This is a genomic window from Microcoleus sp. F10-B2 (genome assembly GCF_036704965.1).
GTDB lineage: Bacteria > Cyanobacteriota > Cyanobacteriia > Cyanobacteriales > Microcoleaceae > Microcoleus.
The window spans coordinates 25,430-51,532 of sequence record NZ_JAUBTB010000018.1 but is presented as its reverse complement, the minus strand read 5'-3'; the positions used below and the strand labels follow the sequence as shown (position 1 = coordinate 51,532).

General features: G+C 48.2%; 16 protein-coding genes. 6 read left to right on the top strand and 10 right to left on the bottom strand.

Annotated elements, in window-relative coordinates; translation table 11 throughout:
• Positions 1–20: 20 nt before the first annotated feature.
• Positions 21–1,268, bottom strand: a complete 1,248-nt coding sequence (locus QUA99_RS09680; RefSeq protein WP_333235868.1) for an ISL3 family transposase — start codon at positions 1,266–1,268, stop codon at positions 21–23.
• Positions 1,269–1,694: 426 nt separating this feature from the next.
• Here QUA99_RS09680 and QUA99_RS09675 point away from each other — a divergent pair, with 426 nt between their 5' ends.
• Positions 1,695–2,015 (top strand): DUF6464 family protein, encoded by a 321-nt coding sequence (locus QUA99_RS09675; RefSeq protein ID WP_333235869.1) that lies wholly within the window; start codon positions 1,695–1,697, stop codon positions 2,013–2,015.
• Between the two features lie 1,301 nt (positions 2,016–3,316).
• Positions 3,317–10,153 (top strand): DUF4347 domain-containing protein, encoded by a 6,837-nt coding sequence (locus QUA99_RS09670; RefSeq protein WP_333460334.1) that lies wholly within the window; start codon positions 3,317–3,319, stop codon positions 10,151–10,153.
• 51 nt (positions 10,154–10,204) lie between these two features.
• Here QUA99_RS09670 and QUA99_RS09665 read toward each other — a convergent pair whose 3' ends face one another.
• Complete coding sequence (locus tag QUA99_RS09665; RefSeq protein WP_333235871.1) at positions 10,205–10,762, bottom strand: NUDIX hydrolase; 558 nt, start codon at positions 10,760–10,762, stop codon at positions 10,205–10,207.
• 90 nt (positions 10,763–10,852) lie between these two features.
• Between QUA99_RS09665 and QUA99_RS09660 the strand changes: the two genes are divergently transcribed.
• Positions 10,853–11,638, top strand: a complete 786-nt coding sequence (locus tag QUA99_RS09660; protein ID WP_333235872.1) for an AMIN domain-containing protein — start codon at positions 10,853–10,855, stop codon at positions 11,636–11,638.
• 66 nt (positions 11,639–11,704) lie between these two features.
• Here QUA99_RS09660 and QUA99_RS09655 read toward each other — a convergent pair whose 3' ends face one another.
• Positions 11,705–12,301, bottom strand: a complete 597-nt coding sequence (locus QUA99_RS09655; RefSeq protein WP_333235873.1) for a DUF3172 domain-containing protein — start codon at positions 12,299–12,301, stop codon at positions 11,705–11,707.
• A 287-nt stretch (positions 12,302–12,588) separates the two neighbouring features.
• Between QUA99_RS09655 and clpS the strand changes: the two genes are divergently transcribed.
• Positions 12,589–12,870: an ATP-dependent Clp protease adapter ClpS gene (gene clpS / locus QUA99_RS09650; protein ID WP_333235875.1), complete on the top strand. Its 282-nt coding sequence runs from the start codon at positions 12,589–12,591 to the stop codon at positions 12,868–12,870.
• Positions 12,871–13,111: 241 nt separating this feature from the next.
• Here clpS and QUA99_RS09645 read toward each other — a convergent pair whose 3' ends face one another.
• Together QUA99_RS09645 and QUA99_RS09640 are read right to left on the bottom strand one after the other, a co-directional pair.
• A complete protein-coding gene (locus QUA99_RS09645) occupies positions 13,112–13,444 on the bottom strand; it encodes an RNA-binding protein (protein ID WP_333035208.1) in 333 nt (110 codons plus the stop codon).
• A gap of 286 nt (positions 13,445–13,730) precedes the next feature.
• Entirely contained in the window at positions 13,731–15,011 is a 1,281-nt protein-coding gene (locus tag QUA99_RS09640; protein WP_333235876.1) for a hypothetical protein, read from the bottom strand.
• Between the two features lie 409 nt (positions 15,012–15,420).
• Between QUA99_RS09640 and QUA99_RS09635 the strand changes: the two genes are divergently transcribed.
• On the top strand, positions 15,421–16,803 hold the full coding sequence (locus QUA99_RS09635; protein ID WP_333235877.1) for a UDP-N-acetylmuramoyl-tripeptide--D-alanyl-D-alanine ligase: 1,383 nt from the start codon (positions 15,421–15,423) through the stop codon (positions 16,801–16,803).
• A 123-nt stretch (positions 16,804–16,926) separates the two neighbouring features.
• Here QUA99_RS09635 and QUA99_RS09630 read toward each other — a convergent pair whose 3' ends face one another.
• Positions 16,927–17,361, bottom strand: coding sequence for a hypothetical protein (locus QUA99_RS09630; protein ID WP_333235878.1), 435 nt, complete (start codon positions 17,359–17,361; stop codon positions 16,927–16,929).
• Positions 17,362–17,577: 216 nt separating this feature from the next.
• Here QUA99_RS09630 and QUA99_RS09625 point away from each other — a divergent pair, with 216 nt between their 5' ends.
• Positions 17,578–18,714: an HNH endonuclease gene (locus QUA99_RS09625; RefSeq protein WP_333235879.1), complete on the top strand. Its 1,137-nt coding sequence runs from the start codon at positions 17,578–17,580 to the stop codon at positions 18,712–18,714.
• Between the two features lie 121 nt (positions 18,715–18,835).
• Here the strand turns inward: QUA99_RS09625 and fusA are convergent, their stop codons facing one another.
• From fusA to tsf, 4 genes are all read right to left on the bottom strand, one after another.
• Positions 18,836–20,920 (bottom strand): elongation factor G, encoded by a 2,085-nt coding sequence (gene fusA / locus QUA99_RS09620; RefSeq protein WP_333235880.1) that lies wholly within the window; start codon positions 20,918–20,920, stop codon positions 18,836–18,838.
• Between the two features lie 445 nt (positions 20,921–21,365).
• Positions 21,366–23,879, bottom strand: coding sequence for an ATP-dependent DNA helicase RecG (gene recG / locus QUA99_RS09615; protein WP_333235881.1), 2,514 nt, complete (start codon positions 23,877–23,879; stop codon positions 21,366–21,368).
• Positions 23,880–24,043: 164 nt separating this feature from the next.
• The gene (locus QUA99_RS09610; RefSeq protein WP_333235882.1) at positions 24,044–24,973 is read right to left on the bottom strand and encodes a hypothetical protein; all 930 of its coding nucleotides are present in this window, start codon (positions 24,971–24,973) and stop codon (positions 24,044–24,046) included.
• Between the two features lie 191 nt (positions 24,974–25,164).
• Positions 25,165–25,824, bottom strand: coding sequence for a translation elongation factor Ts (gene tsf, locus QUA99_RS09605; protein WP_333235883.1), 660 nt, complete (start codon positions 25,822–25,824; stop codon positions 25,165–25,167).
• Between the last annotated feature and the right edge of the window lie 279 nt (positions 25,825–26,103).

Sequence of the window (26,103 nt, the reverse complement as noted above, 5' to 3'; positions counted from 1 at the left end):
TCATTAGTTGGTATGCTAAACTAACAATTAAATGCTTGCGTAAGCAAACATCTATTTTTGTAGTTGTCAAAATTCCTAAACCCATATGCAGAACGTTTTATTAACTTAAGCTTGTTGTTAATACCCTCAACAATACCACTTGTTGTTCTATTATCAAAGTAAGCAATTATCTCATCAATCCAATTGGTAATAGTCTTCACACTATCAGGAAAATATTGTTTAGCTCTTTTCTGCCAGATCCCAATTCTCAACAATCCCCTCAACCAATTTGTTTTTGGGTTGTTAAATATTTGTCGGAATTTTTCTTTTAATTTATGCATTTTTGCAAGAGGGGGACACACTTTTTTCACCTCCCTTAATTTGATATTTTGCTTTTCATTTAAATCCTCTTGATTCTTTAATAATGAATATTTACTGTCGTTTATTCCCTCTAATATTTTTTGATACTCTTCTACTTTTTGGGACGATTTTGATGTTTTATTTAAATCTATTACTTGCCTTTTTTCGCGCTTTCTTTGTGTATCTAACTCCTTGTTGACTTGTACCATTACATGAAATCTGTCCGCTACTACTTGAGCATTTGGCATCAATTTTTTTACTAGGGTTTTATAACCTGTCCACAAATCTATACTTACTTCTTCTATTTGTTCTAAGACCTCTGAACCCCATGAATTAAGGACTGGCTCGATTTCCGCTTGCGTTCTTCCGGCAATGATTGTAATTAATTTAGATGTTGATAAATCTATTAATACGGCACAGTAATTTCCTTGACCTTTAATTAACGCTATTTCATCAATTCCTAGCTTTTTTAAGCCTGATGGTTTTGACGATAATTCTTGTGAGGCATCTGACAAGATTCTTTCTATTTCTTCTGTTGTTACTACTCCTTGTTTTGCTACACTATGAATGTCAATTGATAAAACTGATTTGATGATTGTATCTGCTAGTCGTTTTGTATAAGTTCTTCGGTTGTTTACAAAGTCCAATTTTTCGCTAAATGGTTTGCCACATTTTTTACATTTAAACTGTCGTCTGTTTATTTCTAAGAATACTGGCTGTTCTCCCCACGATAAATCTTTTACTACGTATCGATGGTTTTGATGTAATCTATTACTTTTTGTCCCGCAATGATGACAATGACTTTCTTTCTGAATTGACTCTACCTGTAATATTATTCCAATTCCCGGTAGTTGACTCATTTGAACTACTTTAATTCCTTCTATATTTAGGAGCTCTGTTAGAACTTTAGTACCCTTTTTTGTGGTCATGATTGTAATTTGCTCTCAAAAACTCTTGTGGTTATTTATAGTTAACAATTAAACAGGCATAAATGTCAAGCCTGACAAGGACTTGATTGATTTTTCTATATATTTGTTCAGATATTTTTACTGATTTAGCTATTGATTTAGCATAGTAAGTAAGGAAGAACCTTAAATAACTTCCACTCTTGAAAGTGGGATGGGCGTCCCGCCCGTCCTTTTTGAACGGGCGGGACGCCCATCCCACAATAACAATTAAAATTGTAAGTTATTTAATTCGCCATCCTCACCCGCCAACTAACGGTTAAAACACGGGCGGCCTAGTTTGAGACTTGCTCGGGAACTTTTCTGATTTAAAACGGTCGTTTTGGAGATAATTTTCTGTTGCCGATCGCCTAAATTAAAGCCAATATTCTCCACATAAGCTCTGAAAAAGTGCTAACTGCTCTCCTGATTATTTCCATAGGTTTAGTTCCGTCGCTGGTGTCTTTGTGGGTGATGCGCTCTGCCGAGAGCCAAGCCCGCGATAGAATTGCAGCGGCTAGGCGGGCGGTAGCGAACAGACCCCTGCGAACTCAACTACCAACGGCCGATCGCACCTACATAGAAGGCCTCGGTTATCCGATCGGCGATATCACTTGCGAGTATAACGCCCGCTCTCATTACATTCGCTGCGCTGTCAATCCTTCTGGGCCCTGTCAAGATTGTCGGTACTACCAAGCCAGAACTCTTGACGTTAGCGGTGAAAAGATATAGCTTATATGGGGGCTTCTGGGTACGCATATTTGCGGATGTAATAATCCATGAGTTAATATGTACTTAGGTGTAAGAATTTTGGTTGAAGCTTGTTCTGGATAAGCCTCGCTAAAACTCAGCAATTAAAACCCAATCAAGCAGTATTGCTCGGTTAAAGTTGCCATAACTGGCGCATGGCGATCGGTGTTTTTCTAGTTGAGGACTTGCGCTCAGAAACCAGGTTTAGGCTATAAATCTTGGTTGGGCAGCGAGAACTTTAGGAATAAATCTGGTTTCTAGTCTCCTGGGCCTAACTCCTGCAGTTAAGAAAATTAGCGAATAAAAATCGCAAGTAGCTCTTGTACTGAGCGCAGTCAAAGTAGACGCGCAAATCTGCAAGCCGATTTCTCCAAGAGATCGTGAAAAATTCTGCACCAACGATTGTCACGAGCAATTACCTTAAATATAAACCCGCTCGCAGACTCTAAGTTGACAGTTTGAGAAGTTGGTTGTGGGCGGGACTAATCTGTTTTTGCGATCGCAGCAAAGCAGTCTCAAACCAGAATTGTGGTCTCCCGACTGCAAGTCATGAATTTTTAAGACGCCTCGTCTATATAGGGTATGTATATTTTAATTTAATCGCACGCCTTGGGCACTGCCGACCTAATTATGTCACGCCCAGCAGTTCGTAATTAATGTCTGGTTGCCCGATGCGAACAGGGCTTGCACACCAAAACCGCATAAACCGGGTTTTTACCGGGAGCGAGGGCTGCCACGAAGTCTTTGCGTCCATCAAACCAGGTTTGTGCGTCCATAAGTGGTGAAATTTATCTGCAAATAAAGTGCATTAGACGATGACAGAAAACCTCATCAAGTAAATTTTTTAGGACTTACGCATTCCGACGCCTAGAAATCGGGTTTTTTACCGAATCTGCGGGCGGAAACGAAATCTTTTGTTAAAAAACCCGGTTTCGGATTCCCTAGTAAGTCCTTTTTTTGATAAGTCCTGTTATTGTCTACTGCGGGATAGAAATATCTGCGTTTAACAGATACACTCCCTAACAGAAAACCGCAAACAAAATATCATTCGCTAGATAGATTATTGGAAATTAAACTTCCAATCCTCAGCGCTTGCGTAGGCGATATTTGTAATGCTATCAAATAGCAAGATAGCACCGCTTTGCGATGAATAAAATCCGCATTTTGCTCTCAATTGCAGTCAAGCAGCAGAACATCTAACTCTGCAATTAAACCTTTTCAAAAGGTGATAACTATCATCTTGAAGTGGGCATCTTACATACAATCCACGAGGTAATTCTACCATGCAAAGCATCTACCAAAACCAGATTTTTGACCACAAAAACGCAGGAAAATTCCCGGAAAATATTGCCGAAAAAATTTTCCGAATAACAGCAACTTATACTCAGCAAAAAACAATAAAACTAGCACAAAAAGAGGAGGGTTTCCTGTCTCAAAAACCCAGTAGCGGCGCGGGAATTGGGCAACCCCACAGAGAATTTTGGCTGTTGACGGAATCGGTGGATGCCCGGACTGTAAAAAATGTACTGTTCGTCGATTCGAGAGTAGAGAACTGCGATAGCTTGGCAGGGGGAGCAACAGCGGGTACACAGGTATTTGTACTCGACTCGAGGCGGGATGGAGTCGAGCAAATTACTAGAATTCTGGCTAATTGCAGCGATTTAGAAAGCATTCAGATCGTTTCTCACGGTCGAGAAGCGGGGGTGCAACTAGGGTCGATCGAACTTTGCAGCGACAACTTAGAAACCTACACCCCTTTGTTGCACCAGTGGGGAAAAACCCTCAGCGACAGAGGAGATATCTTGTTATTCGGGTGCAGCGTCGCAGCAGGAGAAAAGGGCGCGGCCTTCGTGCGGCGGCTGAGCTTGATTGCCGGTGCAGATATTGCAGCGAACGACGGCTTGACGGGGAGTGCGGCACTCGGCGGCGACTGGGAATTAAAATTCGCCACAGGGCAAATCAACGCGAGTATCGCCATTGAAAAAGAAGTCCGGGAGGCATACAGTTACGTCCTCAGCACCTTAGTTAACGAGACTTTCAAGAACGCGACAGTTAGGGGACCTTGGATTTACGGGGGAAAAAACGGTGCGCTGTTCGATCCGGCCGGGCCTCCAGCAGCGAATCAACCTATCCCCGGCATTACCGGAGGCACAGTATCCGGCGTACTTCCGGCTTTGGGCGGGGATAGGCCAGGCGATGGCGTTCTGCGATTAACTCCTGCAGTAAACCTTCGGGAAGCGTTCGTCATCTACAACAACCCCCTTCCTTCAACCGACGGTCTCAGAATCCAGTTTGATTTTTATGCCTACGGTTCAACCCAGCAATCTCCTTCTCCTGCGGACTCATCTATTGACCCTCAGCCTGCAGACGGCCTGGGTTTCTTCTTCATTGACGGCACTGTCAGCCCAACTAGGACTGGGGGTTTTGGCGGTTCTCTGGGCTACGCTCAACGAACGGGTGTACCCGGTATTGAAGGAGGTTATTTAGGCATTGGACTTGACGAGTTTGGCAATTTTTCAACATCTACAGAAGGGCGATCCGGCCCGGAGCCCCCTCCGATTCCCGGGTCATCTCTTGGTTCTTTCAGACCTGATTCAGTAACGGTTAGAGGCAAAGAAGCAGACGGTTATCCGTTTTTAACAAATGCGATCGTTCCCTTCGGCATCGATCACATTCCTACGAGTATTAACTTTATCGGCCCTCCCGGCAGCACTTTTAACTTCAGCAATACGTTCACCAGCGATCGCGATTTAGCCAGAAGATCCGTTCAAATTACGCTGAATCCATCTAACGATCCAGATAATCCCTCTCGCCTCACCGTAGCCTTCGATGAAGAATTCGACGGCATCTACGAAACGACAGCGATCGACATCCCCAACTTGGTAAACATCAACGGCGCAATACCGCCAATTTTCAAGTTTGGTTTTGGCAGTTCGACAGGAAGCGCCAACAACGCTCACGAAATTCAAAACCTGGTAGTGGAAACTATCAATCCTCCCACGCTCTCGGCCGAGGTTGCCACGATCAAGACCGGCCCGCAGTTCGTCAAGCCCGGGGGCAGCATTACCTACACGATTACTACTGTCAACAAGGGGCCAGCGCCAGCTAGAAACGTCCTGATTCAAGACGAAATACCGTTAGAAATGCTGGGTCCGGGCGGATTGCCGCCAGTTCTCAGTGCCTCCAACAACGGCACTTACGTGAACCAAACGAAGGCTGTCACCTGGCCGTTAATTCCCGTTCTCAATGCCGGCGAGACTCTCACTTACACCCTGACAATTAATCTGCCGCCCGGTTTAACCAGCGGTAGCAGTTTTGCCAACGTTGCATTCAGCACTAGCTCGACTTTCGACCCAGACCTCAGCAACAACAGCGGTATACTCCCGCCGGGGCAAGTCGAGGGGCCTGGTGTAGTCTCTACCACAGTTGTCGATACAGTAGCGGATTTAGTAACTACTAAAAGCGGGCCTTTGACTACCTCGGCCGGGTCAAGCGTCACCTACACGCTGACCACGACTAACAGGGGGCCAGACCCCGCTGCCAACGTGACTATCACTGACAGCATTGTTCCGGGTTTAACAGGAGTCAGCGTATCGGACGGAGGCACTTACGACGCAGTTTCTGGGATTGTCACCTTCCCAGCACTGACAGCGCTGGCAAATGCGGCTACTGCGACCCGCACTATCAGTTTCATTGCCCCAGCCACCCTAAGTTCCATCAGCAACACGGCCCGGAGTAGCGCGGCGACTTTCGATCCGATCGCCACTAACAACAACGGTTCGGCAACCAACAAAGACGGCACTCCCACTAACTCTAGCGTTGCGACAAGTATTGGGCCCAACGCCGACCTTGCAACCACCAAAACCGGCTCTACCAGTGCTACCCCCGGTAGTTCCGTCAGCTACACGATCGCCACAGTCAACTTAGGCCCGAGTCCAGCAGAAGCTGTAACCATCACTGACAGCATAGTTCCCGGGCTAACCGGAGTCACGGCATCTAACGGCGGCGTTTACGACCCAGCGACGGGCATTGTCACCTTCGCGCCCGTGGCAATTGCCAACGCGGAGACAGTCACCCGGACGATCGGCTTCACAGTACCGCTTACCGTAACTTCGATCGGCAACACGGCCAGAAGTAGCTCGATCACTCCCGACTCGACTCCGGCCAACAACAACGGTACAAACCCCAACGCCACCGTCACCACCACCGTCACTCCCAGGGCCGATGTTGTCACTCAAAAAACAGCTCCGGCCGCCATCAACGCGGGCGGCACTCTCACTTATACAATTACTACTACCAACAACGGGCCGAGTGCAGCGGCCAACGTAGTCATCACCGACAGCTTGATTCCCGGCTTAACAGGAGTCACCGTGTCCGACGGCGGAACCTACAATCCAGCCACAGGGACGATCGAGTTCCCAGCGATCGCGAATTTAGCCAGCGGCACCAACCAGAGCCGCACCATCAGCTTTGTACCGCCGACTACCCTGACGAGCATCACCAACATTGTATCGAGCCGGTCGGACACTGCTGACCCCGACTTGACGAACAACAACGGCTCGACAGTCGCAGCGCCCGGTCAGCCTGGGGGTCGAGTCACTACCTCGATCGGTGCAGCCCGCGCCGACCTGGTTACGTCCAAGACCGGTCTCACATCTGCTCCGGCCGGCAGTTCTGTGACTTATACTATAACTACCGCCAACAACGGGCCGAATGCTGCTGAAAACGTAGTGATTACAGACAGCATCATTCCCGGTTTAACGGGAGTCAGCGCATCCGATAACGGCACTTACGACCCAGTGACAGGGGTTGTCACCTTCCCAACAATTCCCAGCTTGACTAGCGGTAGCAACACCAACCGCGAGGTAACAGTAGTCGTTCCAGCAACGGGTACCATTAGCAATACTTCCCAGAGCCGATCGACCACTTTTGACCCAGAACTCAACAATAACAACGGTTCTGAACCCAGAGCCACTGTCACCACCGCCATCAGCGCGCAGCCCGCACCCCCCAACCAATTTCCATCAGCCGACAGCAGCAACGCAGGGCTAACGCCCAACAGCGTTGTCAAAATCAGCGGGCTCGGAGGCAGAGACTCAGACGGCACAGTGGTTGCCTACACCATCAACACCCTGCCACCGGCAAATCAAGGCGTCCTGTTCTTGGGCGACCCCGCAACCGGGGGAGTAGCCGTCACGCCCGATCGAACCCTGACAGCCGAGCAAATCACGCAGTTATTCTTCCAGTCGGCCGGCAATTTCACAGGGGCTAACTTTACCTACAGCAGCAGGGACAATCTCGGTGACAGCAGTCCTGCAGCCACAGTTTCTCTGGTGTCGCTGGCGTTCAACGACCCGCCGATACCGACAAATATCAGCAAGACGCTACCGCCAAACAGCACCTTAAACCTCACAGGACTGACGACCACAGACCCCGACGACTCGATCGACTTCTACACCATCAACACCCTGCCGCCGGCCAATCAAGGCGTCCTGTTCTTGGGCGACCCCAGCCTGGGAATCCGGGTGACGCCCAATCAAAGACTGAACACAACTCAAATCAGTCAGTTATTCTTCCAAGCAACCAGCGAATTTGCAACCGCCAACTTTACCTACAGCGCCACAGACAGCCGCGGCGCCATCAGTCCAGCCCCCGCTACAGCCTCCCTGCTAGCACTATTACCTCCCGCCGACCAGCAGCCACCCGTCGCCAACAACTCCAGCGTCGCTTTGTTGCCGGGAACAAGCGCGAACATCCCCGGACTCGGAGGAATCGACCCCGACGGGACCGTGGTTTCCTTTACCGTAAACACCTTGCCCCCGGCCAATGAAAGCACGCTGTTCTTGGGCGACCCCAGCCAGGGAGTGCCGGTCACGGCAGGTCAAACCCTGACACCCGAGGAAATTACCCAGTTGTTCTTCCAGGCGTCCGGCAATTTCACAGGGGCAAACTTCACCTACAGCGCTACAGATAACCTCGGTGCCACCAGTGCGGCAGTTGCCACTGTCTCTGCCATTCCCCTTAAGGAACCGACACCGACTCCAACACCGGAACCCGCGCCGACACCGACTCCAACACCGGAACCGATACCGACTCCAACACCCGCGCCAACACCGGAACCGATAACGACACCGACGCCAACACCGGAACCCGCGCCGATACCGACGCCAACACCCGCGCCGACTCCAACACCCGCGCCGACTCCGACGCCAACACCGGAACCGATAACGACACCGACGCCAACACCCGCGCCGACTCCAACACCGATACCGATAACGACTCCAACACCCGCGCCGACTCCAACACCGGAACCCGCGCCGACACCGACGCCTATTTTCGATCGAGTTCCCGAACCGGATACCGGTTGCGGCTGCAACCCCTTGCCCCTGCCACCAACGATCGCATTTATCCAACCCCAGCCTTCGCAAATACTTAACTTCGACTCAAACGCCGGACAACTCACCGACATCCAAAACGCGATTCTAGGCACTCCCGGAAACGATTCCTTAACAGGGAACGATGCTAACGAACTGTTTGTCTCCTTTGGCGGCGACGACACAGTTTTAGGTGAAGGCGGCAGTGATATCGCTTTCGGCGACCAACAGCGAGACTTCATCGCTGCGGGTAAGGGCAACGACATCGTTTACGCGGGCAAAGAAACCGATGTGGTGTTCGGCGGCAAAGAAGACGATCGCATTTTTGGCGATCGCAATTCCGACACATTGTACGGCGATCGCGGCCCCGATACGATCGTCGGCGACAACGGCAACAACATCGACTTGACCGCTAACGACGGCGACCTGATTTTCGGCGGTTCTTCAGGCGACGCCATTGCTGGCAATCAAGGCAGCGACACCGTTTACGCGGGCAAAGGCCCTGACATCGCGACAGGGGGCAAAGAAGAGGACTTGATTTGGGGCGACAAGGGCCCGGACACCCTCTACGGCGACAGCGGAGACGACACCCTGCTGGGCGGCGTCCTCAACTCCCAGGACAGCGACCCCGACGGACGAGATTTGCTGTTTGGAGGCGACGGGAACGACTTACTTAACGGCCAAGAACAAGACGACACCCTGCTGGGCGGCAACGGTCGGGATTTGGTGTTTGGAGGCAAAGGGGGCGATCGCATTTTCGGCGAAACTGACCCAGACACTCTCTACGGCAATCAAGGTTCGGACACGATACTCGGCGACTACGGCAATGCCGCTGGCAGCATAATTGCTACCGAAGAAGGCGACTTAATTTTCGGCAACGACACCGGCGACATCATCGGCGGAGGTAGCGGTAACGACAGCATTTTTGCCGGCAAAGGTAACGACTTAGCCGTAGGTGGCAAAGATAACGACATGATTTGGGGCGAACTCGGTTCCGACACGATAGTGGGCGACGAGGGAGACGATTCGCTTTACGGCGGCTTGCAAAACCAGTTAGTGTCGGATGTTGACGGCCGCGACTTGCTATTTGGCGGAGAGGGGAACGATTTCCAGGGCGGCGGTGAGAGTTCTGACTCTCTCAGCGGTGGTTTTGGCAATGATACTGTTCGCGGTGGCAAGGATGACGATTTCGCGCACGGAGATGCCGGCGACGACTTGATTTACGGCGATGACGGCAGCGATATTTTGTGCGGCGATGAGGGCAACGATACCATTTTTGGCGATCGGGGGGAAAATGCTCTAGGCGCCGTGGGTGCAAACGGTCAGCAAGACTGCATCAGCGGCGGCAGCGGTGACGACCTTCTCTACGGCAATGAAGGCCAAGATACCCTCAACGGCGACGATGGTAACGACACTATTTACGGAGGGAAAGATAGCGACATTCTCAACGGAGGTGCAGGGGATGACTGGCTGTTTGGCGACGGGGGAGACGATACTTTAATTGGAGGTATTGGGAGCGATCGCTTTGTGTTAAATAGCAACAGCGGTATCGATACAGTGCTCAATTTTGAAGTAGGAACTGACAAGTTTGTCCTCGCCGACGGCTTGAGTTTCGACTCCTTGCGAATTAACTCCGATGCGAACAGTTATGTCTTGCAAGTTGCTGCCACTGGCGAGATTTTGGCTAATGTTTTTGGGGCCAACTATGCTATTACTGCTCTGGATTTTGTGACTCTTTCTCGGTAAGACAGGACTGAGTTGAACAAACAGCGTGTAGGGTTCGATGCACACCGCACCTTACTGCTGTTTGTTCAAATATTCTAATCCTAAAAAAATAGCTGCAATGCTTCCTGCTACGCAAATTTCTCGGTTTGCTATTTTCAACACAACTTCGGAAATCGGGACTAAAACTACTTCAATATCTTCTGTAATGTCCAATTGTATTTCGCTGGCAAGCTTGACATTTTTAGCAAAGTATAGGTAAATAGAATTGGTGTCTTTTACGGGGTTATCATATAAGGTTGCTAGTTCCAAAATTTCTTCAGCAACATATCCCGTTTCTTCGGCAAGTTCTCTGGCAGCAGCAGATTTGCCGCTTTCTTCCGCAGGATTGAAACTTCCGGCCGGCAGTTCCAGCAAAATCTCGCCTGATCCGTGCCTGTATTGGCGGACAAATACAAGTTCTTGCTGCTGTGTCGCGGCAAATACTAGGGCGATATTGGGTCGGACATGAACAAAAAAGTCGTCGATAATTTGTCCGTTTGGTAATTCTATTTCATCTTGTCTGACCTGACACCACTTGTTGTTAAGAACGAAGCGCGATCGCAATAATTTCCATTTATTTAAATTTTTCATATCCCCATAATGCTAAACTTTCAGCGTCATCCGAAGGGACAATTTTCCCATCCATAATCTATTTCACATCGCAACTTTCACGCAGCAGCCATGCCATACAAAACATTACTCACCAGATTTGGGGAAGACTTACAAAAATTGAGTGTTAATTCTCTAGCACCCGGATTTTTTGCGATCGAGTCACTGAGTCTGAGTCTAGCAGTCGCCGCCGCAGTTGCGACAGTGCCGGTCGCACAACACGCAAACGCTTCAACAGTCACAAGTTGGCAATTCGATCCGGCGACAAATGAGCTAGTAATTACTCTTCCCGAGGGAACGGCGCCTAAGTCTTCTCTGCTAAATCCCAGCCAGATTGCTGTGGATTTGCCCAATACGGAGATCGGAATAGATGCAACTCAGCTATACCCAGAAGGCATGGTGCGTTCTGTGGGAGTCAGTCAAATAGAAGGCCCGAAAGCGAGAATTGTGGTGGATTTGGCGCCCGGATTTGCTGTGAGGACCGATCGAACTATATTCCAAAAGATCGGGACAGCAAATCGCTGGGTGCTGATTCCGTCGATCGAACCAAGTTCGACCGGCAACACAACCCAAACCCAAACCCCGTCAGCAACACGAGTACCGCAGTCCAGGCCGGTGAGAACTCCCAACTCAGTGGCAGATCGAGAGCCTGTCTCACCCGCCCCGATCGCCACTCTAAATTACGATCGCAATTCTTCCCGGCCAACAACCCAAAATGACCAAATACGACCGATTACAGTGCCTTTAGTCAGGGTTGCAGTCAAGGAACGGCAGGGGATACCTCTTGCTCCCGTACCCCGTCCTGCTGCATCAAAACAGCGGATTATCAATTTTGGTGAACCCCTGCCCAAATACTAGGTTTAAGAGTCTTGGAGGCACGGTGGTTAGGGTTTCTTTGGTTTTGATGCCTCAGTCCTGTCAAAGTTAGAAATTTTGACCTTCAGTGGTTGGAGCTATCGAACCCGGTTGGTTGAGGAACAGGTTTTTAGCGCCGTCGTTTTGATATATACAGTTAATTTCGGGTTGAGCTTCCAGGGGGCCGGTGAAGCCAAAGGTGTTCATGCGATTTTTGCACTCCCGGACTTGGTTTTGGCTGATCAGTTTTCTTTGTTCGAGAATTGCCCAGTTATTGGTTCGCAGGACGCATCCGGGGCGCATGCTCGGCTGCGAGATGTAGACGTTGAAGGGGTTGAGGGTGACGTAGAGCCGCATATCTGTCACCATCGCACTTGCTCCAAACTGCACGCAAAGTTCTGGGTTCGGGGCGCTGCGATCGATAAATTCGCGGGATGCTACGTTTTCTGGGCTAATGGTAGCGGTGGAGCTAAAAGCAATGCCAATCCCAATTCCTAGAATAAAGACGGCTGTTAAAATCCCAAGGGTGGCGGAATTCAGGAAAGAGGGTTTGCCGGACTGAGGTTGGCGGCGCGACGGTGCGCCAAATAAGCCGGAGTCTTCATCTCCCCAGGATGGGTCGCCGCTGAATCTATCGTCGTTGTAGGATTTAGGTTTGCGTTTCATATAAGGTTCCGTCAGTTCTGGAGACTCAACAGGTAGTAGTTGGTTATTTTTAACAGATCTCGCCTTTCTAATATTATGGCGCTAGGAAGGTTGTTGCTACAGGCCCGGGACAGCCCCTCTGGCTTTGGTGTGGGGTTGACAGCTCGCGATCGAGCAAGGGGCTGCCTTGTGTGAATTTTCAGATTTCAATAAAATAACTGAAAGTGACATACTCTTGCACAGCCGAGGAATCCGGCTCAAGATTGTTGACAAATTTTAACATTTTACAAGTCAGGAGGTATAGATTAGTGTCTGTCGAAATTATTCAAAAGCCTTCCACAGTCCGCAAGCTTGCACCGCGCTACCGCGTGCTGCTGCACAATGATGATTTCAATCCTATGGAGTACGTGGTGCAGACTTTGATGGCTACGGTACCGGGTCTGACTCAGCCACAGGCTGTGAATATTATGATGGAAGCCCACACTAACGGGTTGGGACTGGTGATTGTTTGCGCTCTCGAACACGCTGAGTTTTACTCTGAAACGCTCAACAATCATGGATTGAGCAGCAGCATCGAACCTGATGATTAGAACCTGAGGGCACTGCAAGGGATTCGCCCAGCGCGTTTCTGAGTGAAATAGCTCATACCCCGATCTAAAAAAGCCAAGGGTTAGGCCCCTGGCTTTTTGTTATATTTACTGCGGTAGAGATGGAAACTTGAAGAGGATAGGTTTTTCGGAACAGCAGGAAGTGGTTCGGAGCTAGGTGAGCTCTCGCGCCAATTTCAACTCTCCAATCTCAAATCTTTATCCGAGGAAATTAATGAGGAAATTAATAACGTCCTCCTCCGCCTCCTCCTCCTGCGCGACCAAATTTTCCAGGGCCGCCGCCCCGGTTGCCACCGCCCCGGCCGCCTTCATCTTCGCGGGGCTTAGCTTTGTTAACTTTGAGATCGCGACCCATCCACTCTGCTCCGTCGAGAGCACTAATGGCTGCATCTTCTTCTGCATCTGTTGACATTTCTACAAAACCGAAGCCGCGGGGGCGACTGGTTTCTCTGTCGGTAGGTAGATGTACTCGCTTAACAGTTCCGTATTCGGCGAAGACGGTGGTGATGTCTTCTTGGGTAACTTGGTAGGATAAGTTACCGACGTATATCGACATGAGGAATAACTCCAAAATTTAGACAGTGCGAAGATTTCAGTTTCGGAGAGTCCCCTGCCGATACAGAAGGGCAAGTTTTTAGACAATTCTGTAGCAATGAACAAAGCCTGCAACCGAATCTGATTCACACTTGGTACTTTAACATAGAATAGCGTCTTTTGAGTAGGTTTGAGCAGTGAATTAGGTAGTTCAAATTAAACCTAAAACTTTTGGGGTATTCAGAAAGCTGGTTCCTCGATTTGATGTTTTGGCAAGGTGGAAGCACAGAAAGTTGTGATGCCGACTCTCACCGCAAGAAAGATACGTCTACCTTGCCAAAATTGGTACTCAAAGCTAGATTCAGGTTTTCCAGGGCTTTGACTAACCAAACCACGCCTTCTCGGGTACTGAATTCGTAGTGACCGAACAAAATTGCTAACCGCTTTTCTAGGTATGGCTTGACTTTGCCGCAAATTAGTACGATCTTCAGCAGCAAACCTGTGGTTTGGGTGGGGCCGAGGTTTGAGATCAGGTCGATGAAAACAAAGTGGTTGGGCCGCACAGGACTCTCTACTACTAGAAAGTTCAATAACTGGCTGCAAGTTCTGATCATTAAAAATTCGTTAAACTTCTGACCCTCGCTGTGAGGGAGGGTATTTTGTAGTTGCTTATACAATTTTTCGTTAAATAGACGTTTGCCGTAGCGGTCGTCGGCGACAGAAGAAATCAAGTATTCGTACAAGTCGTCTTTAAAGGAGCCGTAGGACTGATTTGTGCTGGCGTTTGTCCTGAACCGGCTCGCTAGCTGTCTGTAGGTATCGGCTCCTTCTACTTTTCCCACAAATTGCTTGAGGGCAAAGAATAGTTCCGGGTCGCTCAACAGCGTCGGGTTTTTTATAGGCTGTATATTTCTGCCAAAGGAAATTGATGTTTCCCGACGTGCTATTTGCGCTTTCCTCACTTGATGAGCGACGTATTGCGAGAGGTTGACTTCAAATTGCTGCTGCTTTTGAGCTTGGATTTTTTTGATGATTTTCTGCTGTTCGTAGGTGCTGTCGTCACTGAGGAGGCAGTGTTTGTAGAGGTAAGGATAGCGAGGAATTAAGTTTCCCAGGGCAAGGCTAGCGGGGGTTTTGCTGTTGCTGCCGTCTTCATTGCTGTGAGTGATGACTTTGGCTAAGCGTTGGAGGGTGAGGTACTGTTCGCTTTCGGTAAATTGATTGACTAATTTGGGGATGGAATGAGTCGCCCGCCGACTGTATCCAAATAATATTTTCGGGGCTTCTTCAAACAGAGCGATCAATTCAGGGATGGCTGCTTGCTTGCTGGGGTATGTTTGCCAGCGGTTGATCAGGATGTGGCAGCACCGGTTGAGGATGTACTTGAATTCTTGTTCGGCGTGTTTCGAGGCTGCTATTTTTTCGAGTGCGTCGGCGACGGAGCGATCGGGATATCCGATGCCGTGGATAAACAAAGTGCGAAAACGGCTGATGAGTTCGGCCGGCGGCTCTACTTGTACCAACTCCAGCCAGTGGTTGTAAAGTAGCTGTTCTTCTTCTTCGTGGCTTTGTCTGTTGTAGTCGTTCACTGTGGATTAACCCTCCGAGGCTGGGGCAGGAGCTTTCAACGCTATGAGCTTAATGAATTGGCAGTTCAAGGGCAACAATTGAGTCAAGCGAGTTTTTCGCCGGATGAGGCTTAGGGGTAGAAGCTGCGAGCAGCTTAAGCCGATCGATATTTTTTGCTTAGTTAAACTATTTACCAACACCAGCATGACATGAATTGTTGGTAATTAGCAAGGCCTTAAATCACCATCCACTTTGTAAAGTATTGGTAAAGATTGTGGATGGGTACGGGAGGATTTCTTAGTTGGCTGACGATTTAATATTAGGATTGTTGAGATCAATTCTGGTCGGCAGCCCCCAATCAGTTAAATGTGAGGTCTGGCGAGGTAGAATTAGCTGTGAAAATAATTATTTGAAATGTGAGTGCTGGTTATGGTTTGTCGCGTAAGTATCGCCCAACTTGCTGAAATTTTAACTGTACCTTTGCCTGCTGTGTCTGAAGGCGTTTTGACAGCTTTAGGGACAGGGATTGCCACAGATACGCGCACTCTTGAGGGGGGCGAAGTATTTTTGGCGCTGCGGGGAGACAATTTTGACGGCCATCAATTTGTGGCAAAAGCTCGGGATTTGGGTGCGATAGCAGCAATTGTCGATCGAGATTGGCAAGAGGAATTGCCTAATTTTCCGCTGTTGCGCGTTGACGATACTTTAAAAGCTTATCAGTCGATCGCAGCCTGGTGGCGCGACCAGTTCAGTATACCTATAGTTGCTGTTACTGGTTCTGTCGGTAAAACTACTGTTAAAGAGTTAATTGCGGCGGTGTTGTCAACGAGGGGAAATGTTCTTAAAACTCAATATAACTACAACAATGAAATTGGCGTACCAAAAACTCTGTTGGAGCTTTCATCGGCACACAATTATGCTGTAATTGAAATGGGAATGCGCGCGAGTGGCGAAATTGCGCTGCTGTCGCAAATTGCGCGTCCTACTGTGGCGGTCATTACTAATGTAGGAACGGCACATATCGGGCGACTGGGTTCGGAAGAGGCGATCGCCCAAGCTAAGTGCGAACTTTTAGCCGAAATGCCTGCTGATAGCATTGCTATTCTCAATCACGATTGTGACAGATTAATCGCAACGGCAGCCAAAGTTTGGCAGGGAAAAACTTTAAGTTACGGTCTAGAAGGCGGGGATTTGTGGGGAGAATTGATCGATCCTGATACAATGTTAGTAGCAGGTGTGGAATTGCCACTGCCGCTGCCGGGACGGCACAATGCTGTAAATTATTTGGCGGCTTTGGCGGTAGGAAAAGTTTTAGGTATTGATTGGGAAGTTTTAAAACAAGGTTTGTCTGTGCAGTTACCGGATGGACGGGCGCGCCGCTACGATTTGCCGCAGGATATTGTGATTCTGGATGAGACTTACAATGCTGGTTTGGAGTCGATGTTGGCGGCGCTGAGACTGTTGGCAGATACTCCGGGAAAGCGCCGGATTGCGGTGTTGGGAACGATGAAGGAATTGGGCGATAGGGCGATCGCATTTCACCGACAAGTGGGAACGGCGGCACGAGATTTGAATCTTGATGCTTTGTTTGTTTTTGCTGATTTTGAGGAAGCAGCGGCGATGGCTGCGGGTGCCGCGGGTTTGCCTTTTGTGGAGATAGGAGATATTACAGCCAAGGATGGGCGGGAAGATTTAGCAAAGCGGTTGTTGGGATTTGTCGAAAATGGCGATCGGATTTTATTTAAAGCTTCTCATTCAGTTGAGTTGAATCGAGTTGTGGAGAAGTTTAGGGCAGATTTTGCGAGGGAGTAATAGAAAAGAAATTTTGGGGATGTTAAATTATGCGATCGCTTCTAGTCGATCGCCGCCTCAAACTCACGTTTCGATCGTTGATGCGTAGGGTAAGATGCCCATCTGCACCTAAGTCCCGATGGCTCAATATTTTGATAGCCCTCTGGCCTCGATTTCGATATCGGGATCGATCTCAATTATTGAAATTTTGGCATTTTCAACTACTGTATTTCCCATCATTGTATTGTGCATTGCCTCAAACTTAGATTCTTCCTTAGCAATTCGTTCGTAGTGCAAAATTACGTGATAACGCTTTTCAATCGGCTCTCCCGAATCCGAAATTTCCACCGCATCCCAATCTATATTTTGAGAGTCTTCGGCTTGCTGGCGGTAGCGAGATGCTAAATTTTCCAGGGCGATCGCGATCGCGTGTTCTTTCGTTTGTCCGTAAAAATTCATGCGATCGTCGGGGCGATCGCTCAGAGACGATGAAATCTGACAAACATACTGCCCGTTTGATTGAGCGAAAACGTCGATCGCAATTGTTCCAGTAGTGCGATCGGGATTTATTTGAGTCATAAGCTGTTCGGCATTTAAAAGACGATAGTAGGGTGCGTCAGTCCATAAGCGTTTCCCTTGTCCAGTAAGTATTCTAACTGACGCACCCTACAAGGCTGAAACTCACCACAGCACAAGTTTTAGGAGCCGGGGAAGCATGACCTATTTCAGGATATGTCGAAAAAAAGCTAAAATATCGATTAGTTTTCGTTGCACTTGTCATGTCGGAGAACAAATATGAATTCAGTTGAGGAAACCGAATTGTCACAAATCGTTGACTTGCCACTGATAGGGTCTGCTGAACAATATCTCTTCTCAGTCGAAGACAATCGAGAGCGTGCTGATAAGCTAAAAAAATTACTTGTCCCTAAGCTTAAAACACTCATTAAACAAGCTTGTGACCAAATTCACCAAGTTTATGGCACAGATGTACTCTCAGATTGTCGAATAGTGACTACACCAGCTCATCGCTCTGGAGCCAAGAAAACCAAGCCCGTGGAAATAGCAACCGCTGGCTTGACTATAAATGGAACAAAAACTTGGTATTTCCAACAGAGGTTAGAGTGTACTTCTGATAGTTTATTTGTGAACTTTTTTGGATTGAGAGGGCTAGAAGGAAATCCGATTGTCCAAGTCTTGAATAACAATTTAAAAGATGTAAGTCGGATTTTAAAACAGGGTAGATATGAAATTATCTCTCATACTATTACACCTACTATTACACAGGAAGAAGCTGACGGGTTAGAGTATGATGAGTACATTAACAAAATGCAATTGGTTCCTGAACGAGAGTGGAAAGGTACTTATATTCTGAGTCCATCCCTAGTTCTTCCTATTAAAGACCTAGATGCAACTCAGCCAGTGATTGATAACTTTGTCGAACTCTTTGCTATCTTTCGTGCTGCAATAAATGTGTATCTTGGTGAGGAAGACCGTTTTGAGGACTACCTAAAATGTTTGAGGGATTGGCAAAATCCGCTTCAAATTCAGGAATCTGTAACTACTACTAGATACTTTCCTGATGAAGTAGATTCAGTACAAACATTTCGTGAGGGGGCAGTACGGCAAGTTTCAGTCAACGCCTATGAACGTGAGCCTAAAGCTCGGCAAAAATGTATTGATTATTACGGTTCAAGTTGCTCTATTTGTGGTTTCGATTTTGGCAGAGCTTTTGGGCAACTGGGAAAAGGTTTCATTCATGTTCATCATCTAAAACCCCTTTCAGAAATTGCAGAAGAGTATGAAATTGACCCTATAAAAGATTTGCGTCCTGTTTGCCCAAATTGTCACGCTATGATTCATCGTAGTTCACCACCATTAAGTCTTGAACAAATCAAGATGTTGTTGAAGTCTGCTCGTGATTCTACTATCTAATATGTTTTGTTGACTTATTCTAACCGATAGTTTACAAAAATTAGATCCCCGATTTCTTCAAAAAGCGGGGATCTAATTTTTCTGTTTGACTCCAGATAGCACCTACCAGGAGTCAAATACACTACTTCGCGGCTTGACGCTCTTTTGCCGCCTTAATCACTTCTTCAGCGATGTTATTCGGACAAGGAGCATAGTGCGAGAAGGACATTGAGAACTGGCCGCGGCCAGAGGTCATAGTACGCAAGTCGCTAATGTAACCAAACATTTCGCTCAACGGCACATCTGCCTTGATCCGTGCTCCTGTCTGGCTTGTCTCTTGAGATTTCATCATCCCCCGGCGGCGGTTGAGGTCGCCGATCACGTCGCCCATGTAATCATCTGGAGTGAATACATCGACATTCATAATCGGTTCGAGCAACTGAGGCGCCGCTTTAGGCAGAGACTGCCGATAGGCGGCTTTGGCAGCAATTTCAAAAGCCATTGCTGACGAGTCAACGGGGTGGAAACCGCCGTCTAGTAGGGTGAATTTCAAGTCCAAGCAAGGGAATCCGGCCAAGACGCCTTTGTCGATGCAGCTTTCAAAGCCTTTTTCGACCGCTGGCCAATATTCTCTCGGCACGCTACCACCGGTCACTTTTGACTCAAACTGGAAGCCGCTTCCAGCCTCACCAGGCTCGATCACGTAGCCAATTTTGGCAAATTGACCGGAACCACCTGATTGCTTTTTGTGGGTGTATTCGTCTTCGAGACGCTTGGTAATCGACTCGCGGTAGGCTACCTGTGGTTCGCCGACTTCTACTTCGATGCCGTGGGTGCGCTTGAGAATGTCTACTTTGATGTCGAGGTGTAACTCGCCCATCCCCTTGAGAATCGTTTCGCCACTTTCTAGATCCGTCACCATGTGGAAGGATGGGTCTTCTTGCACCATCTTGGTGAGGGCTGCTCCCATTTTTTCTTCGCCGCCTTTTTGTTTCGGTTTCACCGAAATCGAAATAACGGGATCGGGGAATACCATCGGCTCTAGGGTGGCGGGATTTTTGGGGTCGCAGATGGTGTGTCCGGTGCGGACGTTTTTCATGCCAACGATCGCCACAATGTCCCCTGCTTGGGCCGATTCAATTTCTTCGCGAGAGTTGGCGTGCATCTCCACCAAACGGCTGATGCGCTCGGTTTTGCCTGTGGCGGTGTTGAGTACGGTGTCGCCCTTGGACAACTTACCGGAGTACAGGCGCGTGAAGGTTAAAGCACCGTAGCGATCGTCCATGATCTTAAACGCGAGTGCCCGCAATGGCCTGTTGGGATCGACAACGGCAAATTCGCCGGTTTCATTCCCATCGAGATCGACTTCTGGCTGCGGTGTGACTTCCATCGGGTTCGGCAGGTAGTCAACTACGGCATCGAGAACCAACTGCACGCCTTTGTTTTTAAAGGATGAGCCGCAGTAGGTGGGGAAAAATGCCCGATCGCGAGTACCTTTGCGAATGCAGCGCTTGAGGTCGTCAATGCTCGGCTCGTTGCCTTCGAGATACTGTTCCATCACATCGTCGTCTTGCTCGACGGCCAGTTCGATCAACTTTTCGCGCCAAGCTTCGACATCATCGACCATATCGGTCGGGACATCTTTAATTTTATAGTTCATCGGATCGCCGGAGTCATCCCAGATCCAGGCTTTGCGGGTCAGCAAATCGACTACGCCGCAAAACTTTTCTTCTATGCCGATCGGCAATACCATTACCATCGGTTTAGCGCCAAGGATTTTATCGACTTGCTGGACAACGCGGTAAAAATCTGCACCAGTGCGATCGAGCTTGTTGATGTAGATAACGCGAGCCACTTTTGAATCGTTAGCGTAGCGCCAGTTGGTTTCCGATTGCGGTTCAACTCCACCCGAACCGCAGAACACACCGATGCCACCATCGAGAACCTTCAAAGAACGGTAAACTTCGATCGTAAAATCGACGTGTCCCGGGGTATCGATGATGTTGAGCTGATGCTCGTTCCAGAAGCAGGTGGTAGCAGCGGACTGAATCGTAATTCCGCGCTCTTGCTCCTGTTCCATGAAGTCAGTCGTCGCCGCGCCTTCGTGAACTTCACCAATTTTGTGGATTTTACCTGTCAGTTTCAGGATTCTTTCTGTTGTGGTGGTCTTGCCAGCATCTACGTGGGCGAAGATGCCGATATTTCGATAACGAGTGAGATCTTTCATAATTACTGTTGAGATTAAATGCGACGAACCGTCGGCGACCACCTGCAAGCGTGACAAGCGAGGAATCAATGTTGCCTGGTAAGGCCAGTACAGGCTAGATTTTCTTTCCCCTGTTTCTGGCAGGACTATCTTAATTTTGACACTTTCTCGTCATTCCTGCGAAGGATTCTTGCTTTAATAAGTGCTGCAAGCCTGACAACTCATTAAAATAACCCAGACCAAGGGCAAAATCTTCTCAGAAATTAGGTTCGGTTGAGGAACTCATCGAGCAAATAGTCCTGCACCCACGGGTGGTCATAAACTGGGTTTTTCTACCAAAATATTAGACAAGATTGCATAAATCTTTGATTAATACGGAACCGCAGATGTAAGGCAGATTACGCAGAGAAACGCAGATAATTTCAATATAGCTATAAAAAAACCTAATTGCTGCGTTCAAAACTATCTAAGTCAAAATCGAGCCGCTCATCATCCGCTGATATCTCCGCTCCAATTCATCGCGCACCACCGGCCACTGATGCAAACTTTCATCATTCTCAATTACCATTTGAGCCGCCGCCCTCGCCAACTCCAAAACCTCCTGATCCTCCACCAAACTGGCTAAAGCAAAATCCGGCAAACCCGACTGCCGAGTTCCCAAAACCTGACCCGGCCCGCGCAATCTCATGTCCATTTCCGCAATAAAAAAGCCATCTTGAGATTGTTCTAAAACCTTCATTCTCTGCATGGCTTCCGCAGTTTTGGAACCGGGCATTAACAAACAATAAGAACGGTTGCTGCCCCGACCGACTCTACCCCGCAACTGGTGCAGTTGCGACAGTCCAAAACGCTCCGAATTTTCAATCAGCATTACCGTGGCATTCGGCACGTCTACTCCCACTTCAACCACAGTAGTAGATACTAAAATATCAGTTTCTTTGTCCCGAAACTTAGAAATTGCTTCATCTTTGTCGGCACTGCTCATTCTACCGTGCAGCAAACCCACCTTAAATTCAGGAAATACGCTTTTTTGCAGTTTCTCTTGTTCCTCAATTGCCGATCGCACGTCCAACTTTTCCGACTCCTCCACCAGCGGCAGCACCACATAAACTTGACGCCCGCTCGCCACTTCCCGCCGAATCAAATCGTAAGCTTGGATGCGTTCTTTGGCAGACAGTACAGTGGTTTGAATCGCCTGCCTGCCGGGGGGAAGTTCATCAATTTGACTCACGTCTAAATCCCCGTGCAGCGTCAGCGCCAGGGTGCGGGGAATGGGAGTTGCCGTCATCGTCAAAACGTGGGGAGCTTCGCCTTTTTGCTGCAATTTAGCGCGCTGCTGCACGCCGAATCTGTGCTGTTCGTCAATTACCGCCAAACCCAATTTATGGAAATTCACCGTATCTTGAATCAGCGCGTGAGTTCCTACTAAAACGGGCAATTCTCCGGTTTCTAACTGGTTGTGAATTTCGCGGCGCTTGGCTACTTTTGTGGAACCAGTTAACAGTTCGACAGACAAGTGCATCAAGTTAAACCAACCTACCAATTTGCGGTAATGCTGTTCTGCTAAAACTTCTGTCGGCGCCATTAAAGCGGCTTGATAGCCGGATTGAATTGCTGCTAGCATTGCCACAACGGCGACTACGGTTTTGCCAGCACCGACATCGCCTTGCACTAATCTGTTCATCGGTTGCGGCGAAGCTAAATCGTTGAGGATGTCGTTAATTACTCTTTCCTGAGCATTAGTCAAGGCAAAAGGCAAGATTTCATAAAAATGTTCGATCAATTTGCCGCTAGGAATGATGACTGCACTCGCTTGAGCTTTCCTTTGGGTTTGGCGGCGCTTTAAAAGTCCTAATTGCAGGTAGAAAAATTCGTCAAAAACTAAGCGGCGGCGGGCGGCGGCCAAACAATCTCGATCGAGCGGAAAGTGAATATTAGTCACGGCATCGGCTAAACCCATTAAACCGTAACGCTCGCGCAAATCCTCCGGCAGCGATTCTGGCAACATTTTCGCCGCCGGCATTGCAGCCAAAATCGATCGCCTCACCGAACCGGCATCCACCCCCTCCGTCAGCGGATAAACTGGTATCAGGCGGCCGACTTTCATTGATTCGATCGCACCGCCGGAGTCGTCTAATACTTCTAACTCAGGATTTTCTAAAGTAATTCCATATTTACCCCGCTTCACCAACCCGGAAGCTGCCAGCACCGCACCAGTACAATACTCGCGCTTTTTGAATTCTTGCCAGCCGCGATTGCTGTAGCGAGGGCCTGCAAAAAAACGACTAATTTTTATTTCTCCGGTACGGTCTTTTAAAATTACTTCTAATATGGTTAACTTCTTATTTTTCGGACTAGAAAAGCAATTGCAGCGCTTTACTTCTGCGATTAAAGTGACAGTTTCCCCGGCTACTAACTGGCGAATTTGTACTTGCTTTGCATAGTCGATGTGGTTGCGGGGATAGTAGTAAAGCAAGTCATATACAGTGTATAAACCCAGTTTTGCCAAGCGGTTGCCGTTGGCGGGGCCGATGCCGGTGACGCGGGTTAACTGTTGGTCGAGAGTCAGGCTGGGGGGTGGGGGTGCTGAACTCAGGGGTGCAGTTCGGGGAACGGCAACTGCTGGGGCGGTTGGTTCAGAAGGGTTAGCGTTTGCGGGTCTGACTTGTCTTGCTTGTTCTTGCTGGTGGCGAGTTTCGTGTTCCCAAACTTGCTCCATTTGCCTCAGAAAACTGACCGTAATGGCGATCGAATGTTGGCGCTGTTCGAGATCTTTCTGAGGGTAGATGTCAAATTCAGCGGCTAGCTGTCTGGCTCGATCGCGCGCCGAAGCCGCCACAGAACCTGCCAACTGTCTCAAACTCAGGCCCAGAAACTCGCTGAAGCGGTATTGACTGCCTTGGATGTCGTTAAATCCGCGATCGGCTTCTACTGAAAGAGCTTTTTGCAATCGCTGCCATTCTGGTTGATTATTAGTCATCAGTCATTAGTAATTAGCCATCAGTCATTAGTCATCAGTCATCAGTCATTAGTCATTAGTCATTAGTCATTAGTTATTAATCATAGCTCAAGAATTCCCGACAATTACCTACTGACAACTGACAACTGACAACTGTCAACTGACAACTGTCAACTAACAACTGACTAATCTTCAAACCAACTCGATCGCCAAGCCGACTCAGCGTCCACCACAGCCAATTCCCGCTGCTTTTTCTGATAATCGCGACCCAGCGAGTTCAACTTTACAGAGAGGTTGCGAATTTGCTGGCGCCAAGCCGAGGTTCCCGCATCGGCAAACTCTATTTCCGACAGCCGCAGTTTAATAGCTGTAATGTGCAGCGCCCTACTGCTTAAGGTTGCTGCTAATTTTCGCGATGCTGGTGAGGCATCGGTTTCGATGATTAAGTTTAACAAGTTAGGCGGCCCGGCAACGCTGTCGCCGGAGGATTCAGCACCAGAAGCAGCTTCTAGAACAGCTTCTGGCAATTGACTGGGCAACATTCCCGATTGTTGCAGCAAGCGGTTGGTGTCGCGAGAAAGCAGCTTGAGTATATGGACGATCGACTTTTCAATACTATTTTGCCAGCGTGCCAAACTTTCTGGGGAATTGGCACTCGGCAATTGATAATTTGCCAATGAAAATAGATAGTTAATGGCCGAAACTGGGTTTTTTTCCTTTTCGTTTTCTTCCTTGTCATCTGCGTCGTCTTCGTCTTCTTCCTCTTCATCGAAGTCGTCTTCGTCTTCTTCTTCCTCTTCCTCTTCCTCTTCCTCTATTTCTTTATCTGCTTCTGATTGAGTCACCAGCGATCGCAATTTTTCCTCTGACGCCGCAGCCAAAGCCCTTACAGACTGCTGCATTTTTTGCCGCCCCTCGAAGGACAACTTGAGAAACGATTCCGGTACTGCTTGAGTGCAAAGGTGATAGCAAGCCAAAATTAACTGCTGCCGCACCGCTTGTCCCAACGCAGTTAAATAACCATCGTAGGTACTGCGAAACTCCAAATTCAAGGCTGCTAAAGCCTCTTCGAGTCCTGCCAAATCTTGCTCTATTCGCTCTCGTGGTCGCACCATATCTCTCGTATAAAATTAAAATTAGGAGTTACGCAAGTTTTCCATTTTTACGATATCTGTAGTAGTAAGGTTTGCAGTGCACACCCTACAAATATACTCTGTCCATAAGTCCTGTAAAAATTAAAAATTAAAAATGCAAAAAATCAAGCTTTCACATTTTTAATTTTTAATTCTAAATCTTAAATTTGGGATTATTGAACACCCATTTGGGCTGCCACTTCATCGGCAAAGTTAGCTTCTACCTTTTCAATGCCTTCGCCCAAGACAAAACGCACGAATCGGCGCACTTGGACATTTTCTCCAATTTGGGCGATCGTTTGTTTAACCAACTCTTCCACCGAGATATTCTGATCTCTAATAAAAGGCTGATCCATCAAAGATAACTCTTTCATGCGCTTGTCAATACGCCCTTGAACAATCTTTTCTTTGATGTTGTCCGGCTTGTTGCCCAAGTCGTCCTTCTCCATTTCAATTGCCTTTTCTCTTTCGACAACTTCGGCGGGGATATCTTCAACTTTCACGTATTCCACATTCGGGCAAGCTGCAATTTGCATCGCAATATTCCGCACCAAAGTTTGGAATTCTTCGCGGCGTGCCACAAAATCAGTTTCGCAGTTAACTTCCACCAGCACTCCCACGCGGCCGCCTGTGTGAATGTAGCTACCTACGAGCCCTTCTGAGGCAACTCGTCCTGCTTTTTTGTCAGCTCCGGCGAGACCTTTTTTCCGCAGCCACTCAATGGATGTTTCGATATCGCCATCGTTTTCAGCGAGGGCTTTTTTGCAGTTCATCATGCCCGCGCCGGTTTTCTCGCGCAGTTCTTTAACAAGTTTTGCAGATATGTCCGCCATCTTCTTTAAGTTCCCAATCAAAATTAGTTATTAGTCATTAGTCATTAATCATCAGTCATTAGTCACTAATCTTAATGTTAATGATTAGACCAAAGTGAAGAAATACCCAGTCCGCCATAGAGCGGAATTTGTACGTGTAGCGCCAGAATTAATTCTAGCGCTGACACAATGAATGCTTTTGCCAGAACTCTACTAATGACTTAGACTCCTGCCATGTACAATTAAAAATTAAAAATATCCCACTAAAAATAATAATTATTTTTAATTTTCAATCTTTAA

Coding starts and splice junctions, on each gene's coding strand:
- QUA99_RS09670 (WP_333460334.1), top strand. CDS start 3,317: ATGCAAAGCATCTACCAAAACCAGATTTTTGACCACAAAAACGCAGGA.
- QUA99_RS09665 (WP_333235871.1), bottom strand. CDS start 10,762: ATGAAAAATTTAAATAAATGGAAATTATTGCGATCGCGCTTCGTTCTT.
- QUA99_RS09680 (WP_333235868.1), bottom strand. CDS start 1,268: ATGACCACAAAAAAGGGTACTAAAGTTCTAACAGAGCTCCTAAATATA.
- QUA99_RS09625 (WP_333235879.1), top strand. CDS start 17,578: ATGAATTCAGTTGAGGAAACCGAATTGTCACAAATCGTTGACTTGCCA.
- QUA99_RS09660 (WP_333235872.1), top strand. CDS start 10,853: ATGCCATACAAAACATTACTCACCAGATTTGGGGAAGACTTACAAAAA.
- QUA99_RS09610 (WP_333235882.1), bottom strand. CDS start 24,973: ATGGTGCGACCACGAGAGCGAATAGAGCAAGATTTGGCAGGACTCGAA.
- QUA99_RS09630 (WP_333235878.1), bottom strand. CDS start 17,361: ATGACTCAAATAAATCCCGATCGCACTACTGGAACAATTGCGATCGAC.
- QUA99_RS09645 (WP_333035208.1), bottom strand. CDS start 13,444: ATGTCGATATACGTCGGTAACTTATCCTACCAAGTTACCCAAGAAGAC.
- QUA99_RS09635 (WP_333235877.1), top strand. CDS start 15,421: ATGGTTTGTCGCGTAAGTATCGCCCAACTTGCTGAAATTTTAACTGTA.
- recG (WP_333235881.1), bottom strand. CDS start 23,879: ATGACTAATAATCAACCAGAATGGCAGCGATTGCAAAAAGCTCTTTCA.
- tsf (WP_333235883.1), bottom strand. CDS start 25,824: ATGGCGGACATATCTGCAAAACTTGTTAAAGAACTGCGCGAGAAAACC.
- QUA99_RS09655 (WP_333235873.1), bottom strand. CDS start 12,301: ATGAAACGCAAACCTAAATCCTACAACGACGATAGATTCAGCGGCGAC.
- fusA (WP_333235880.1), bottom strand. CDS start 20,920: ATGAAAGATCTCACTCGTTATCGAAATATCGGCATCTTCGCCCACGTA.